General features: G+C 70.4%; 16 protein-coding genes and 1 tRNA gene. 10 read left to right on the top strand and 7 right to left on the bottom strand.

The annotated features are described in order from the left end of the window. Positions 1-6 precede the first annotated feature (6 nt). From ABZ471_RS17810 to ABZ471_RS17820, 3 genes are all read right to left on the bottom strand, one after another. Positions 7-951: an intradiol ring-cleavage dioxygenase gene (locus ABZ471_RS17810; protein ID WP_359067486.1), complete on the bottom strand. Its 945-nt coding sequence runs from the start codon at positions 949-951 to the stop codon at positions 7-9. A 101-nt stretch (positions 952-1,052) separates the two neighbouring features. Continuing rightward, a complete protein-coding gene (locus tag ABZ471_RS17815) occupies positions 1,053-1,616 on the bottom strand; it encodes a GNAT family protein (RefSeq protein ID WP_359067606.1) in 564 nt (187 codons plus the stop codon). A gap of 53 nt (positions 1,617-1,669) precedes the next feature. Beyond that, positions 1,670-2,116 carry an ATP-binding protein gene (locus ABZ471_RS17820; RefSeq protein WP_359067488.1) on the bottom strand — a complete coding sequence of 149 codons (447 nt, stop codon included), beginning with the start codon at positions 2,114-2,116 and terminating at the stop codon, positions 1,670-1,672. A 263-nt stretch (positions 2,117-2,379) separates the two neighbouring features. On the opposite strand from ABZ471_RS17820, the gene ABZ471_RS17825 reads away from it, so the two are divergent. From ABZ471_RS17825 to ABZ471_RS17870, 10 genes are all read left to right on the top strand, one after another. Further along, positions 2,380-3,207 (top strand): hypothetical protein, encoded by an 828-nt coding sequence (locus ABZ471_RS17825; RefSeq protein WP_359067490.1) that lies wholly within the window; start codon positions 2,380-2,382, stop codon positions 3,205-3,207. A gap of 174 nt (positions 3,208-3,381) precedes the next feature. Then, positions 3,382-4,113, top strand: a complete 732-nt coding sequence (locus ABZ471_RS17830) for a YcnI family protein (RefSeq protein ID WP_359067492.1) — start codon at positions 3,382-3,384, stop codon at positions 4,111-4,113. An 89-nt stretch (positions 4,114-4,202) separates the two neighbouring features. Further along, a complete protein-coding gene (locus ABZ471_RS17835) occupies positions 4,203-4,856 on the top strand; it encodes an SCO family protein (RefSeq protein ID WP_359067494.1) in 654 nt (217 codons plus the stop codon). Next, entirely contained in the window at positions 4,853-5,326 is a 474-nt protein-coding gene (locus ABZ471_RS17840) for a copper chaperone PCu(A)C (RefSeq protein ID WP_359067496.1), read from the top strand. Before ABZ471_RS17835 ends, ABZ471_RS17840 begins: the two co-directional genes overlap by 4 nt. 13 nt (positions 5,327-5,339) lie before the next feature. Then, on the top strand, positions 5,340-7,268 hold the full coding sequence (locus ABZ471_RS17845; RefSeq protein WP_359067498.1) for a copper resistance protein CopC: 1,929 nt from the start codon (positions 5,340-5,342) through the stop codon (positions 7,266-7,268). 8 nt (positions 7,269-7,276) lie between these two features. Then, a complete protein-coding gene (efeB, locus tag ABZ471_RS17850) occupies positions 7,277-8,560 on the top strand; it encodes an iron uptake transporter deferrochelatase/peroxidase subunit (protein WP_359067500.1) in 1,284 nt (427 codons plus the stop codon). A gap of 81 nt (positions 8,561-8,641) precedes the next feature. Further along, a complete protein-coding gene (gene pheA / locus ABZ471_RS17855) occupies positions 8,642-9,574 on the top strand; it encodes a prephenate dehydratase (protein WP_359067502.1) in 933 nt (310 codons plus the stop codon). Positions 9,575-10,104: 530 nt separating this feature from the next. Next, the gene (gene serS / locus ABZ471_RS17860; RefSeq protein ID WP_359067504.1) at positions 10,105-11,382 is read left to right on the top strand and encodes a serine--tRNA ligase; all 1,278 of its coding nucleotides are present in this window, start codon (positions 10,105-10,107) and stop codon (positions 11,380-11,382) included. Then, a complete protein-coding gene (locus ABZ471_RS17865) occupies positions 11,379-12,182 on the top strand; it encodes an HAD family hydrolase (RefSeq protein WP_359067506.1) in 804 nt (267 codons plus the stop codon). Before serS ends, ABZ471_RS17865 begins: the two co-directional genes overlap by 4 nt. A 39-nt stretch (positions 12,183-12,221) precedes the next feature. Beyond that, complete coding sequence (locus ABZ471_RS17870; protein WP_359067508.1) at positions 12,222-12,635, top strand: hypothetical protein; 414 nt, start codon at positions 12,222-12,224, stop codon at positions 12,633-12,635. A gap of 19 nt (positions 12,636-12,654) precedes the next feature. On the opposite strand, the gene ABZ471_RS17875 is transcribed toward ABZ471_RS17870, so the two are convergent. The 4 genes from ABZ471_RS17875 to ABZ471_RS17890 form a co-directional block, all read right to left on the bottom strand. Continuing rightward, a tRNA-Ser gene (locus ABZ471_RS17875) sits at positions 12,655-12,742 on the bottom strand. 259 nt (positions 12,743-13,001) lie between these two features. Further along, the gene (locus tag ABZ471_RS17880) at positions 13,002-13,244 is read right to left on the bottom strand and encodes a hypothetical protein (RefSeq protein ID WP_359067510.1); all 243 of its coding nucleotides are present in this window, start codon (positions 13,242-13,244) and stop codon (positions 13,002-13,004) included. A 78-nt stretch (positions 13,245-13,322) separates the two neighbouring features. Further along, positions 13,323-14,042, bottom strand: a complete 720-nt coding sequence (locus tag ABZ471_RS17885; RefSeq protein ID WP_359067608.1) for an ABC transporter permease — start codon at positions 14,040-14,042, stop codon at positions 13,323-13,325. A gap of 10 nt (positions 14,043-14,052) precedes the next feature. Further along, entirely contained in the window at positions 14,053-14,964 is a 912-nt protein-coding gene (locus tag ABZ471_RS17890; RefSeq protein ID WP_359067512.1) for an ABC transporter ATP-binding protein, read from the bottom strand. Between the last annotated feature and the right edge of the window lie 11 nt (positions 14,965-14,975).

Genomic DNA, 14,975 nt, shown 5'->3' on the forward strand with positions numbered 1-14,975 from the left:
CCTCCCTCAGGAGGACGCCGAGGGGGAGGCGGTGTCGGTCGGTGGGGCGCCCGTGGGTGCGCCGCTCGGCGGGGTGCCCCCGCCGCCGCTGCCCGCCCCGGTGTTCTCCGCGTCGGGGTCGACACCGAGCGTCAGGAAGCCCTTGTAACCCCTGGACGGATCGTTCTTGTGCACGGGCTTGAGGGTGAGCAGGCCGCCGGCGGCGCCCCCGCCGTCGTAGACCATGTCGTCGGCCAGCTTGGTGTAACTGCCGGTGTGCTGGGAGTACGGCTTCAGCGCGAAGATCGCCTCGGCGGCGGCGTCGTCGAAGAACAGCTGGCCGGTGAAGTTGACCTTGCCGCCCTCATAGGTGCCGTCCGCCTTCTCGCCGCCGGTGTGCACCTTCACGTGGATGTGGCAGGTGCGCGGGGTGTACCAGCCCGGGAAGATCGTTTCGAACTTCACGACCCCGTTGGCGTTGGCGATCTGGTAGGCGCGCAGGAACGTGTTGTCGTTCGCACTGTCACCCTCCTCGCTCTCGGCCGGTGCCGAGCCGCCGGGGTTGGCCGTGGTGTAGCCGGAGTAGTAGCCCCAGGCGTCGCAGTGCCAGATCTCCACGGCCGCGCCGGGGACCGGGGTGCAGCCGTCGGTGGCGTCCACGACCGTGAGCCGAAGCGTCAGCGGAACCCCGCTCTTGCCCTCGGTGATGTCCTTGCGCACCAAGGCACCATCGAGGTAGTACGGCCCCTCCGTGACACTCGGCATCAACTGCGTGCAGGTGCTGCCGGTCGAGGTCGCCGAGGCTGTCGCGCTCGCCTCGGCGTCCGAGACGGCCGTGTCAGCCGTCTCGGCCGTGTCGGCGAATGCCGACTGGAAGCCGGCGACCGCCAGACCGCCGGCCGCCACCGTGCCGCCGGTCACGGCGAGGGCCCGGCGCCGGGTGATCGATGTGTCTCTGTGGTTTCCCGTCATGGCCGAGGAAGCTAGGGGCACCGGTTGTCAGCCCGATGGGCATGCCCTGGCACAGAGCTGTGAAGGACGAGGAGTCCGAGAAGAAGGCCGAAAATGCGCCCTTACAGAGCAGGGGCGTGGTCGTGCAGCACACGCTGGAAGAGCCGGCAGTCCCGCCATCTTCCGTTGATGTGCAGGTAGTCGGGGGCGAGACCGATCGCCTCGAACCCGCATTTCGCCAGCACCCGCTGCGAACCGGTGTTGTCGGTCAGCGTGGACGCCTCGATCCGGTGCAGTCCGATCGTGTCCCGGGCGATACGGCAGACCCGCTCCACTGCGCCGCTGGCCAGCCCCTTGTTCTGCTGGTCGGCGGCCACCCAGTACCCGAGAGAGGAACTGCAGAAAGGGCCGCGGGAAATTCCGGACAGGGTGATCGCCCCGACGATCCGGCCGTCCCGAGCCTCGAACACCCAGGGCACCACGGTGTTTTCGGCGAACTGCCGCAGCAGCCCGTCGATACGCTCCGCCTGGCCCTCCGCGGTGAAGAAGGACTCCGGTCTGACCGGCTCCCACGGTTCCAGGTGTGTGCGGTTCTCCGCATAGGCGGAGGCGAGCGCGAAGGCGTCGGCCGCGGAGAGAGGACGCAGCATCACCCCGACCGCTATTTCCTCTTTTTCCAGTTCCATACGAATGCTCTGCATGCGCGCACCCTAACGACGCGGGCTCGCGTGGGAGGTCGTCATGCCGTAAGCAGGGAAGGATCTTTCTTCCACTTGAGGATCTTGTCGAAGCTCACCACCGTCCCGCCCCGGCCCGGCTTGGCGCCGATATGCACGTGATCGGCGAGTTCCCGGATCAGACACAGCCCGCGGCCGTTCTCGGCGTCGGTGCGGGCGGGCCTGACGTCCTGGGTGCGGGTGAACCCCGGTCCGGAATCGGCCACCTCGATCCGGCACTTCTCGCCGTCGAGGTAGGCGGTCACCCGGTAGGCCTCCGAGCAGCCGCCGCGCTCGGCGTCCCCGCCGTGCTCGACCGCGTTCGCGCAGGCCTCGCTGAGGGCGACGGACAGGTCGTAGGAGACGTCCGGGTCGACGCCCGCGGTTTCCATCGTGCCGATCAGCAGCCGCCGGGCGAGCGGCACGCTCGCGGCCTCGCGGCGCAGATGGAGTGACCACCAGATGCTCATGCTCCAGCCTCCTGGCCGCGGCTCGACATACCGTTACCTATTGCCGCCCGTACGTGCCCGTAAGCACACCGTTGACGTGACTCCGCCCATACGGTCGATGTGCCCCGGGAGGAATCGGTGTATGAGGGCATGACTTCGGCGCGGAGGATGATCTTCCGGTCATCGCGGCGGCCCTCCTGCCGGGAGCACGGTCTCCCTGCCGTGACGGGATCCCGCGACCTGACGCAGGGCCCGGGTGAGGCCAGTGCGATGATGAGGCGGCCATGTCTGCCCCCCACCCGCGCACGGCGCGCCCCGGAGCCGGGCTCCGGATCCTGCGGGCCGCGGTGTTCGCCGCGGTCTGCGTCGTGCTGTCCGCGGCCGGGCACACACTGGCCTCCTGCGCGCGCGTGCCCCTGTGGACGCTCGGCGCGGGATTCCTGGGCTCCCTGCTGCTGGTGGCACCGCTCGCCGGACGGCAACGCTCGCTGCCGGGCATCGCCGCCCTCCTCGCGCTCGGCCAGGCCGTGCTGCACACGCTGTTCGGGCTGGGTCAGCACGGGGCCTCGGCCGCGATGCCGATGGGCCCGACGGACGGGGCGCTGAGCCAGGGCGCGCTCGTCGAGCGGGCCGCGCGGCTCCTGTGCGGGTCCAGCGCCTCGGCGCTCACCCCCGGGCACGCCTACCGGCTCCTGCTCGACGCGCGCCTCATCGACTCCTCGGGCCGGGCCGCGGGCACCATGCCGGCCATGGACCACATGGCAGGCGGCACCGGCTCCTCGGCGCCGCTGCTGCCCTCCCTGCCGATGCTGCTCGGCCACGTCCTCGCGGCCGTGGCCGTCGGCTGGCTGCTGCGCCGCGGCGATCTGGCCCTGCTGCGGCTGATCGAGCTGTCGGCGCACGGGGTCGCGGAGGGGGCGCTCGTACGATCTCTGCGCGCGGCGCTCGCGCTGGCGCACGCCCTGTGTGCGGGGCTGCTGCCCGCGGCCGAGGCCGGCCCGCGTGTCCGTCGTACCGCCCGGGACGAGGTGCCCGCCCCGCACACCACCGCACTCCAGCACACGGTGATCCGGCGCGGCCCGCCCGCCGCCGCGTTCCTCCTCGCCGCCTGACACGACGCGACCACCACTCCAGCGGAACCGGAAACGGAGAGCCGGACGGGAGGGGCCGCCGTCGTGCGGCACGCGCGCGTGCGCCCATCGGCCGAGGCCACCACGGGTGGTACGGCCACGCACGCGTACTCCTGATAACCACCGGAACTCACTCGAAGTGGAGTGCTCCCTGCCATGAAGACTTCCCGTATCGCCGCCGCCGTTGCTGCCGCGGGTACCGCCGTCCTCGCCCTGTCCGCCCCCGCCTTCGCGCACGTCAGCGTGCAGCCCGAGGGCACCGCGGCCAAGGGCGGCTACGCGGTCGTCGACTTCAAGGTCCCCAATGAGCGCGACGACGCCTCGACCACCAAGCTCGAGGTGAACCTCCCGGCCGACCACCCGCTGGCCTCGGTCATGCCCCAGCCGATCCCCGGCTGGAGTGTGGAGGTCACCAAGTCCAAGCTGGACAAGCCGCTGACGATGCACGGCGAGAAGATCGACGAGGCCGTCACCAAGGTCACCTGGACCGCCGACGGCAAGGGCATCGAGCCCGGCTACTTCCAGAAGTTCCCCCTCTCCCTCGGCGCCCTGCCCGAGGACGCCGACCAGCTCTCCTTCAAGGCGATCCAGACGTACTCCAACAAGGAGGTCGTGCGCTGGATCGAGGTGCAGCAGGAGGGCCAGGAGGAGCCGGAGAATCCGGCCCCGGTGCTGGAGCTGTCCGCCGCCACCGGTGACCACCACGGCGGCACCGCCGCCGAGGACGCCTCCGAGAAGAACGACGGCAAGAGCGAGAAGACGGCCGACGCCGACAGCTCGAAGGGCGGCAGCGACACCACCGCGCGCGTGCTCGGCGTGGTCGGCATCGTCATCGGCGTCGCGGGTGTGGGCTACGGCGTCCTCGCGGGCCGCCGCCGCACCGCCTGACCCACCGTTCCGCACGCGCGCCGGGGTCGGGGGACGCCGTCGTACGACCCCGGTGCGCGCCGGAGTTCTCACATCTGGGACATTTTTCTATGCGCAAGAAGACGTTCGCCGCGGCCGCGCTGCTCGCCGCCGCCACCCTGACCCTCTCCGCCTGTGGCAGCGGCGACGACGGCAGTTCGCCCGTCGCCGTGGTCTCCGAGGAGACCGACTCGGGCAAGGCCGCGACCATCCTCGACCAGCCGTTCGAGAAGCCCGACCTCGTCCTCACCGACACGCACGGCAAGAAGTACGACCTGCGCGCCGAGACCAAGGGCCACCCGACCCTGCTCTACTTCGGCTACACGCACTGCCCGGACATCTGCCCGACGACGATGAGCAACATCGCCGTCGCCAAGAAGGCGCTGCCCAAGGCCGAGCAGAACGACCTCAGGGTCGTCTTCGTCACCACCGACCCCGACCGCGACACCCCTGCCGAGCTGGCCAAGTGGCTCAAGGGCATCGACTCGCAGTTCATCGGCCTGACCGGCGACTTCTCCACCGTCCAGGCCGGTGCCCGCTCCGTCGGCATCTCCATCGAGCCGACGTCGAAGGACAAGAACGGCAAGCTCGTCTCGGTGCACGGCACCCAGGTCATCGCCTTCTCGCCGAAGACCGACGGGGGTTACGTCCTCTACGGCGAGGACGCCACGGTCGACGACTACACCAAGGACCTGCCCAAGCTCGTCGAGGGAGCGAAGCCGTGAGGCGTGCGCTCCTGCCCGCGGCCGCACTCGCCGGCGCCCTGGCCCTCACGAGCTGCGGCGCCGGCTCGGACTCCGGTTCCGGCTCCGATTCCTCGACGGCCGAACTGTCCGTGAGCGCGTCCTACATGCCCCAGCCGGTCTCCGCCGACATGGCCGCCGGGTTCCTGACGATCACCAACAAGGGCAGCACGAAGGACGAGCTGACCTCGGTCACCAGCAACGTCGCCGGCGAGGTCACCATGCACAGCACCGTCGGCGGGGCCATGGAGGAGAAGACCGGCTTCGCCGTCCCGGCACATGGTCAACTCGTGTTCAAGAGCGGTGGCAACCATCTGATGTTCGAGAAGCTGAAGCACAAGCCTGCGCAGGGCCAGAAGGTCACCCTGAAGCTCACCTTTGCCAAGTCCGGGCCCCTCACCGTCGAGATGCCGGTGAAGTCCGCCACGTACAACCCGTCGACCGGCCACTGAGGGAGGGACCACCTTGACGCGGACCATCACCCCCCGCCTGCGGACCCTGGTGCTGCTGCTCCTCGCCGTCACCGGCGCTCTGCTCGCGGGCGCCGGACCAGCCTCCGCGCATGCCGCGCTGACCGGCAGCGATCCCGCACAGGGGGTGGTGGTCGACAAGGCACCCACCCAGGTGTCGCTCACCTTCTCCGAGAAGGTGGCGATGAGCGACGACTCGCTGCAGGTCCTCGACCCCAGGGGCAAGAAGGTCGAGGTGGGCGCTCCGGCCAACTTGAGCGGGACGACGTACGCCGTCAAGCTCAAGAGCGGCCTGGCCAAGGGCACCTACACGGTCGCCTACCAGGTCGTCTCGGCGGACAGCCATCCCGTCTCCGGCGCCTACACCTTCTCCATCGGGGCGCCCTCGCAGACCGTCGTCTCCGGCGTCGGGACCGCGGCCGGCGGCGGAGTCATCGGCTGGCTCTACGGGTTCGGACGGTACTTCTCCTACGCCGGCTTCATCGTGCTGGCCGGCGGAGCCGCCTTCGTGCTGGCTTGCTGGCAGCGCGGCGCGGGCGTACGAGCCGTGCAGCGGTTCGTGGTCGGCGGCTGGCTCGCGCTCACCGCGGCCACCCTCTGGCTGCTGCTCCTGCGCGGCTCCTACACCACCTCGGGCAAGCTCGGCGACGTCTTCGACCTGGATCTGCTCGGCCAGGTGCTCCAGACCAAGACCGGTGCCTCGCTGGTCTCCCGGCTGCTGCTGCTCGCCGCCGCCGCGCTGTTCATCGCCGTCCTCTTCGGCGCCTACAACCGGCGCGAGGAGGGCGAGGAGAAGCGCGACCTGACCTTCGGGCTCGCCATCGGCGGGGTGGTCGTGGCCGCCGGGCTCGCGGCGAGCTGGGCCATGGCCGAGCACGCCTCCACCGGGCTGCAGCCGGGCATCGCCATGCCCGTCGACGTCCTCCATCTGCTCGCCGTCGCCGCCTGGCTGGGCGGCCTCACCACCCTGCTCGTCGCCCTGTTCCGGGCACCCGCCGAGACCCCGATCGAGGCCGCCGCCGTCCGGCGCTTCTCCCGCCTCGCCCTGGGCTCCGTCACCACCCTGGTCGCCACCGGCACCTACCAGTCCTGGCGGCAGCTCGGCTCCTGGTCGGCGTTCACCGAGACCCGGTACGGGCAGCTGCTGCTGGTCAAGATCGGGCTGGTGACGCTGCTGGTGGGCGTCGCATGGATCTCGCGGCGGTGGACGGGACGACTCCTCGACACCACGGACACGGTCTCGGGCACCACGAAGGCGAAGCAGTCCGAGAAGGCGAGGCAGCCGGAGAAGGAGCACGCCTCCGCGTCGAAGTCCGCCGGCAAGGGTGCCGCCTCCGGTGACGGCAAGCGCACCGCCCAGCTCGCCCGGCAGCGGGCCGCGGCGGACGCCGCCCGGGAGAAGCGGCTGCGGGACGCCGACCCGAACCGCTTCGGCCTGCGCCGCTCGGTGTTCGCCGAGGCGGGCGTCGCGGTCGTACTGCTCGCCGTCACCACCTGGCTGACCCAGACCGAGCCGGGCCGCACCGAGCAGGACGCCAAGGCGGCCACGTCGTCCTCGTCGCCCTCCTCCTCGAGTTCCTCCGGCACGCTGACCCTGGACATGCCCTTCGACACCGGCGGCACCGACGGCAAGGGCCTCGTGCGGGTCGACCTCGACCCTGCGCGCGTGGGCGGCAACGAGATGCACGTCTACGTGCAGCGGCCCAACGGACGCGCCTTCGACGTCCCCGAGGTGAAGGTCGCCTTCACCCTCACGGCGAAGAAGATCGGGCCGCTTCCGGTGACCCCCGACCACCTCACCACCGGTCACTGGTCGGCGAACGGAGTGCAGATCCCCATGGCCGGCGACTGGAAGATCGCCGTGACCGTGCGGACCTCCGACATCGACCAGGTGACCGTCTCCAAGAACGCGCAGATCGGCTGAACCCCACCATGCCCGACCAGTCCCTTCCCGAGATCCGTACGCCCGACCCCGCGGTACGCGAACCCGATACCGCGGGCGGCCCGGGCATCTCCCGCCGCGCCCTGCTCGGCACCGCCGGGGCCACCGGGCTCGTGCTCGGCGGGGCCGGCGGAGCCGTGGGGTACGCGGCCGCGCCCGCCCCGGCCACTCCGCTGACCTCGGTGGGGTCCGACCGGGCGATGTTTCACGGGAAACATCAGCCCGGCATCACCGAGGGACTGCAGGCCCGCGGCCATCTCGTCGCCTTCGACCTGACGGCAGGTGCGGGCCGGAAGGAGGCGGCGGCCCTGCTGCGCCGCTGGTCGGCGACGGCCGAGCGGCTGATGGCGGGTGAGGCGGCTCCCCACGACGACACCGACGTGGCCCGGGACGCGGGCCCGTCCACGCTGACGATCACCTTCGGCTTCGGCCACAGCTTCTTCGGCCGGACCGGTCTGGAGAAGCAGCGGCCGGGCGTCCTCGACCCGTTGCCCGACTTCTCCTCCGACCAGCTCGACAAGGCACGCAGCGACGGCGACCTGTGGGTGCAGATCGGCGCCGACGACGCCCTGGTGGCCTTCCACGCGCTGCGCGCGATCCAGAAGGACGCCGGCAGCGCGGCCCGCGTCCGCTGGCAGATGAACGGCTTCAATCGCACGCCGGGCGCCACCGCCCACCCCATGACGGCCCGCAACCTCATGGGCCAGCTCGACGGCACCCGCAACCCGAAGCCGGCCGAGGCCGACTTCGACCAGCGGATCTTCGTGCCCGCCTCGGGGGATCCGGCGTGGATGGCGAACGGCTCCTACGCCGTCGTACGCCGTATCCGCATGCTCCTGGACGACTGGGAGAAGCTGTCGCGCACAGCCCAGGAGGCGGTCGTCGGGCGCCGGAAGGCCGACGGGGCCCCGCTGTCCGGAGGCAGCGAGACGACCCCGATGGACCTGGAGAAGACCGACGCCAAGGGCGGGTACGTCGTCCCGGTGAACGCGCACGCCCGGATCACCCGGCCCGACCGGAACGGCGGTGCGGCCATGCTGCGGCGCCCGTTCTCCTACCACGACGGCATCGACACGGACGGGACGCCGGACGCCGGACTGCTGTTCGTCTGCTGGCAGGCGGACCCACTGCGCGGCTTCGTACCGGTGCAGCGCAAACTCGACCGCGGGGACGCGCTGTCGCAGTACATCCGGCACGAAGCGAGCGGTCTGTTCGCGGTGCCCGGGGGCGCGGCGGCGGGAGAATACGTGGGACAGCCGCTGCTGGAGGGGTGAATCCGGGATCTAAACCACCCGGTCGAGTGGTGTCCGTGAGCCACGGGCGCCGCCTTCGCCTGCGGCCATTAGGGTGAGGACATGCCAGCGAGCTATGCGTATCTCGGTCCCGAAGGCACCTTCACCGAAGTCGCCCTGCGCACGCTTCCGGAGGCGGCCACCCGGGAGCTGATCCCCTACGTGTCGGTGCAGTCCGCACTGGACGCGGTGCGGGCCGGCGAGGCCGAGGCCGCGTTCGTGCCCATCGAGAACTCCGTCGAGGGCGGCATCACCACCACCCTGGACGAGCTGGTCGCGGGCGAGCCGCTGATGATCTACCGCGAGGTGCTGCTGTCGATCACCTTCGCGCTGCTGGTCCGGCCGGGCACGAAACTGTCCGACATCAAGACGGTCTCCGCGCATCCGGCCGCCCAGCCGCAGGTCCGCAACTGGCTCAGGAAGAACCTCCCGGACGTCCACTGGGAGTCGGCCGCCTCGAACGCGGACGCCGCACGACTGGTCCAGGAGGGTCAGTACGACGCCGCCTTCGCGGGCGAGTTCGCCGCCGCCCGGTACGGTCTTGAGGCCCTGGAGACCGGGATCCACGACGCGGAGAACGCGCAGACCCGGTTCGTGCTGGTCGGCCGCCCGGCCCGGCCCGCCGCACCGACCGGTGCCGACAAGACCTCGGTGGTGCTGTGGCAGCGCGACGACCACCCCGGCGCCCTGCGCGACCTGCTCGGCGAGTTCGCCACCCGGGGCATCAACCTCATGCTGCTGCAGTCCCGGCCGACCGGCGCCGGCATCGGCAACTACTGCTTCTGCATCGACGCCGAGGGCCATATCTCCGACCGGCGGGTGGCCGAGGCACTGATGGGGCTGAAGCGGATCTGTCTGCAGGTGCGTTTCCTCGGCTCCTATCCGCGCGCGGACATCCAGCCGGGCGAAGCCCGTTCCACGCTGCCGGGCACCTCGGACGGGGAGTTCGTGGCCGCCTCGGACTGGGTGGCGCGCTGCCAGGACGGCCGCTTCTAGCCAGTCGTACCTGCATATCTTCGTTATCCACAGAAGTTATCCACAGGTCCGCTTCTCGACCTGGGGACAAGTCGACAAGGAAGTGCCACCTGGTCGACAAATCGCCCTGGACGCCCCAGATGCGGCCACCGCCCGGCAGGTCACCCTTCGTCCACTCGTTTCCTTTGGTTCATCTTTTGGAGCGACCCCTTTCCACTCGAAAGTGGGTGTCACCCCTGCTTGAACCGGGAATTCCTCACTCCGGCCCGAACTTCCGGAGTGATCAATTCCGAAGTCCACAGACTTTCCGCACAGCCTGTGGATAACTCTTCCCGGCGTGTGGATTCCTGTGGACAACGGGGCCGCCAAGTACCGCTCTCCACAAGGAAATCCAGTCAACCGGTGATCCGCCGACTGCCTCGTTCCAGGGAATGAGACGGCTTTTATTGACACGTACCGACACTCTGCGCAATAGCCCCATAACGGCACGTAAGCCGCGAGACGTAATAGTGAGTCGTGGCCTGCGAGCCGACACCGGTAGCCTTGGCCTCGTGATTGACCTTCGCCTGCTCCGTGAGGACCCCGACCGTGTGCGCGCGTCCCAGCGCGCCCGTGGAGAGGACGTCGCGCTCGTCGACTCCCTCCTGTCTGCCGACGAGCGGCGCAGGTCCTCCGGCGTCCGCTTCGACGAGCTGCGTGCCGAACAGAAGCAGCTCGGCAAGCTGATCCCCAAGGCCTCCGCCGACGAGAAGGCCGAACTGCTCAAGCGCGCGGAGCAGCTGAAGGCCGACGTCAGGGCCGCCGACGCCGAGCGCGACGCGGCCGACGCCGAGACCCAGCAGCTGCTGCAGCAGCTCGGCAACCTCGTCCACCCCGACGTGCCCGTCGGCGGCGAGGAGGACTTCGTCACGCTGGAGACGCACGGCACCATCCGCGACTTCGGTGCCGAGGGCTTCGAGCCCAGGGACCACCTGGAGCTGGGACAGCTCCTCGGCGCGATCGACGTCGAGCGCGGCGCCAAGGTCTCCGGCTCCCGCTTCTACTTCCTCACCGGCGTCGGCGCCCTGCTGGAGCTGGCCCTGGTGAACGCGGCGATCGCGCAGGCCACCGCGGCCGGCTTCACGCCGATGCTGACCCCGGCGCTGGTGCGCCCGCAGTCCATGGCCGGCACCGGCTTCCTCGGCCAGGCGGCCCAGGACGTCTACCACCTCGACAAGGACGACCTGTACCTGGTCGGCACCTCCGAGGTCCCGCTGGCGGCGTACCACATGGACGAGATCATCGACGCCGACCGGCTGCCGCTGCGCTACGCGGGCTTCTCCCCGTGCTTCCGCCGCGAGGCCGGCTCGCACGGCAAGGACACCCGGGGCATCTTCCGCGTGCACCAGTTCGACAAGGTCGAGATGTTCACGTACGTCACTCCCGAGGACTCGCAGGAGGAGCACAAGCGCCTGCTGGAGTGGGAGAAGCAGTGGCTGACCTCGCTGGAGCTGCCGTTCCGCGTCATCGACGTCGCCTCCGCCGACCTCGGCGCCTCGGCCTCGCGTAAGTACGACTGCGAGGCATGGATCCCGACCCAGGGCAAGTACCGCGAGCTGACCTCGACCTCGGACTGCACCGAGTTCCAGTCCCGCCGCCTGTCGATCCGGGTCCGCGAGGGCAAGCAGGTCCGTCCGCTGGCCACGCTCAACGGCACCCTGTGCGCCGTACCGCGCACCATCGTGGCGATCCTGGAGAACCACCAGCAGGCCGACGGCTCCGTCCGGGTCCCCGAGGTGCTGCGCCCGTACCTGGGCGGCCGGGAGGTCCTGGAGCCGGTCGCCAAGTGAGCGCCGGTTTCCCCTTCCGACTCATCGCCACCGACCTCGACGGAACGCTCCTGCGCTCCGACGAGTCGGTCTCACAGCGCACCCGTGCGGCGCTCGCCGCGGCCACCGCGGCGGGCGCGGCCCACATCGTCGTCACCGGCCGCGCGGTCCCCTGGACCCGGCACATCCTCGACGACCTCGGCTACGACGGCCTCGCCGTCTGCGGCCAGGGCGCCCAGGTGTACGACGCCGGGGCGCACCGCCTGCTGACGTCCGTGACCCTGGACCGGCAGCTGGCGGGCATAGCCCTGGCGAAGATCGAGGCCGAGGTGGGCCCGCTGTACCTGGCGGCGAGCCGGGACGGCCTGGACGGCGAGGTGCTGGTGGGGCCGGGCTACGCGGTCCGGGGCACGCTCCCCGCCACGCCCTTCACGGACGTGTCCGACCTCTGGACCGCTCCGCTGAACAAGATCTACATACAGCATCCGACGCTGAGCGACGACGAGCTGGCGGAGGCGGCCCGCCGGGCGGCCGGCGGGTTCGTCACGGTCGCCATGGCGGGGCAGGGCATCGTGGAGCTGCTGCCCCTCGGCCTGTCCAAGGCCACGGGCCTGTCCCTGGCCGCCCGTCGCCTGGGCCTGAAGGCCGCCGACACGATCGCCTTCGGCGACATGCCCAACGACATCCCGATGTTCGCCTGGGCCTCCCACGGGGTGGCCATGGCCAACGCGCACGAGGAGCTACGGGCGGTGGCGAACGAGGTGACGGCCTCCCATGAGGAGGACGGCATCGCCGTGGTGCTGGAGCGGTTGCTGGGCTGAGGCCGGGCGGCCCGGGGCGCGCTGCTACATTCGGCGGCCATGCGATCACGCGAGTACGACCTCGACTTCCGCGACCGCGCCACCCGGATACGCGCCTGGGGCATCGGCCTGCTGGCGGTCGCGGGCCTGCTGTGGACCTGGTGTGCCGTACTGCTGCTCACTCCGTACGAGGTCGACCGGGAGCCCGGCGATCGATACCCCGACCAGTGCGAGTCACGGCTGCTTACGAACCGCGGCACAGCCAACGAAGGGCTCTACAGGGGCGATCACTGCGCGAACGAACGGGACTGGCCAGAGGCGCTCGCCGTGCTCGGTCTGTCGATCCCGGTGTCGGTCACGGGCGTCGCGCTGTTCACCACCGGAGCCGTGAGCAGGCGGATGAGCGCTCATGCAGAGGCGATGCGCGAGCTGGACCGGATCGCCGACGAACGGGCAGCGGCCCCGTCCCGGTGACTCCCCGTGACAATTCTTGCGGAGGATGCACGGATCGAACGTGCGCGGGCTTTTCAGACCCGACCACGGCTTAGCAAGCCGGTGCCTTACCCCTCGGCCAATCCTCCGGGTGGGCGGCCCACGCGAGAGACACATCGCGTGCTCGAAGCGGCCGCCCCGGGCAGCTCCCATGAGCTCTACGGAGGGGTAGCGATCACTCCGGAGCCCGCCTCAGGCTGCCCTGTCGGGAGCTGGACGTACTGCCGTGCATGGACATCGCCCAACTCCTCTCCCAGTTCGTGACACCGGGACACTCCCGGCGGATGGGGCACAACCACTGTGCCCCACCGCCGAGTTGGATGCCACTGAATTAACCGGGGGCCGCGCCTACCGGCGCCGCCATCTGCGCCTGCGCCCCTTGCCGAAGAACCAGCCCGCCGGCGGCTCGTCGGACCGCCAGGGCTGCGGCTCCGGTTGCTCGGTGCGCCAGCGGGCGGCGAGCATCCGGGCCCGCGCGGACGGTTCGGAGGTCTCGGCGGCCCGTACGAAGTCCTCGTCCAGGACCAGCTCGCCCCAGACGTCACCGTCGGACCGCCCGGGGGCGCCGTGCTGCGGGATCTCCTCTGCCATCTGCGGCCTCCTAGCCGTACATCAGCTGTGCCCAGTGTGCCCGGACCGAGGTGAAGGCCCCGTCAGGATCGGGACCTGTCACTCCTCGCCGGCGAGCTTCAGCGCCCGCAGCTTCTGGCCGGCGTACCAGGTGGCGAGCACGGTGACCGCGACCAGCAGCACCGTCGCCGTGGGCAGTCCGACGTCCGAGGTCACCAGGTCCCCGCCGGCCATCTTGTGAGCGACGGCGAGCGACCACTGCTGGACGCTCAGGGTGCGTGCGCCGGACACCAGGGAGCCGAACAGGGCCTCCCAGACGAGGGCGTAGACGAGACCGAACACCACCGCGTGCCGGGACACCGTGCCGAGCAGCAGGAACATCGCCGCGTAGGCGATCGACGCGACCAGGGCTGCCACCGTGTAGGCGACGGCGATCTGCTGCCCGTTGCCGTTGAGGATGAAGCCCGCGATGAGCGTCGGCAGGGCCGAGAACACCATCGTCACGGCGATCGCCACGATCAGCTTGGTGAAGATGATCGTCGGCCGCTTCACCGGCTTGGACAGCAGGTACACCACCGAGCCGTCGTCGATCTCCGGCCCGATCGCGCCCGTGCCCGCGATGACGCCGATGATCGGCACCATCGTGGCGAGCGCGAGCCCGCCCAGCAGGTCGGAGGCCGTCTGGTCGTCGGCGCCCGCGAGGCCGCGGACCACGACGGAGATCGCGATCAGCAGAACGGGCAGGGCGCCCAGGATGAGAGCCCGGCGGCGGCCGAGCAGGGCCCGGTAGGTGAGCCGGGCGACTGTGGGGTCGTACATCATGGGCCTCCTACGCCGCGACCAGGTACGAGAACACGGACTCGAGGGACTCGTCGGACGGCGAGACCGTGAGAAGCCGGATGCCGTGGTCGCGGGCGACCTTGGGCAGCAGGGCGGTGAAGCGGCCGAAGTCGACGGCCTGGATGCGCAGCGCTCCCTCGGTGACGTCGACCTCGATGCCGGACGTCGACGGGTCGGCGATCAGTGCGGCCGCGAGGGCGCGGTCGTCGCTGGAGCGCACCAGATAGCGGTGCGGGCGGTCGGTCATCAGGCGGCGGATCTTGCGGAAGTCACCGCTGGCCGCGTGCCGCCCGGCGACGACGACCTCGATGTGCCGGGCGAGCTGCTCGACCTCTTCGAGGATGTGGGACGAGAACAGCACCGTGCGGCCCTCGTCGCCCATGCGCCGCAGCAGTTCCATGAGCTGCATGCGCTGGCGCGGGTCCATGCCGTTGAAGGGCTCGTCGAGCAGGAGCAGCGACGGCTCGTGCACCAGGGCGCTCGCCATCTTCACGCGCTGGCGCATGCCCTTGGAGTACGTGGAGATCTTGCGGTCCTGCGCGTACTCCATCTCGACCGTGGCGAGCGCCCTCTGGGCGGCCTTCGCGCCCAGGCCGTGCAACTCGGCGTTGGCGACGACGAACTCACGCCCGGTGAGGAAGTCGTACATCGCTTCCCGCTCGGGGACGATGCCGATGTGCTTGTAGATCTGCTCGTTGCGCCACACCTGCTGTCCGTCGAGGGTGACGGTGCCGGTGGAGGGGGCCAGGAAGCCGCCCATCATGTTGATGAGGGTGGACTTTCCGGCGCCGTTGGGGCCGAGCAGGCCCGTGACACCGGGGCCGACTGTCATGGTGATGTCGTTGACGGCGACCACGTTGCCGAACCAGCGGGAGACGTGGTCGATGGTGAGAGTGCTCATGGGCGCAGCCC

Origin of the sequence: Streptomyces sp. NPDC005728 (genome assembly GCF_040630895.1) — a bacterium.
In the GTDB taxonomy this organism is placed as follows: domain Bacteria; phylum Actinomycetota; class Actinomycetes; order Streptomycetales; family Streptomycetaceae; genus Streptomyces.

What these genes read in the sequence shown, in the direction of transcription:
- ABZ471_RS17825 (WP_359067490.1), top strand. Translation starts at nt 2,380, where the DNA reads ATGTCTGCCCCCCACCCGCGCACGGCGCGCCCCGGAGCCGGGCTCCGG.
- ABZ471_RS17820 (WP_359067488.1), bottom strand. Translation starts at nt 2,116, where the DNA reads ATGAGCATCTGGTGGTCACTCCATCTGCGCCGCGAGGCCGCGAGCGTG.
- ABZ471_RS17870 (WP_359067508.1), top strand. Translation starts at nt 12,222, where the DNA reads ATGCGATCACGCGAGTACGACCTCGACTTCCGCGACCGCGCCACCCGG.
- ABZ471_RS17885 (WP_359067608.1), bottom strand. Translation starts at nt 14,042, where the DNA reads ATGTACGACCCCACAGTCGCCCGGCTCACCTACCGGGCCCTGCTCGGC.
- ABZ471_RS17835 (WP_359067494.1), top strand. Translation starts at nt 4,203, where the DNA reads ATGCGCAAGAAGACGTTCGCCGCGGCCGCGCTGCTCGCCGCCGCCACC.
- ABZ471_RS17815 (WP_359067606.1), bottom strand. Translation starts at nt 1,616, where the DNA reads ATGGAACTGGAAAAAGAGGAAATAGCGGTCGGGGTGATGCTGCGTCCT.
- ABZ471_RS17890 (WP_359067512.1), bottom strand. Translation starts at nt 14,964, where the DNA reads ATGAGCACTCTCACCATCGACCACGTCTCCCGCTGGTTCGGCAACGTG.
- ABZ471_RS17880 (WP_359067510.1), bottom strand. Translation starts at nt 13,244, where the DNA reads ATGGCAGAGGAGATCCCGCAGCACGGCGCCCCCGGGCGGTCCGACGGT.
- ABZ471_RS17810 (WP_359067486.1), bottom strand. Translation starts at nt 951, where the DNA reads ATGACGGGAAACCACAGAGACACATCGATCACCCGGCGCCGGGCCCTC.
- efeB (WP_359067500.1), top strand. Translation starts at nt 7,277, where the DNA reads ATGCCCGACCAGTCCCTTCCCGAGATCCGTACGCCCGACCCCGCGGTA.
- ABZ471_RS17830 (WP_359067492.1), top strand. Translation starts at nt 3,382, where the DNA reads ATGAAGACTTCCCGTATCGCCGCCGCCGTTGCTGCCGCGGGTACCGCC.
- pheA (WP_359067502.1), top strand. Translation starts at nt 8,642, where the DNA reads ATGCCAGCGAGCTATGCGTATCTCGGTCCCGAAGGCACCTTCACCGAA.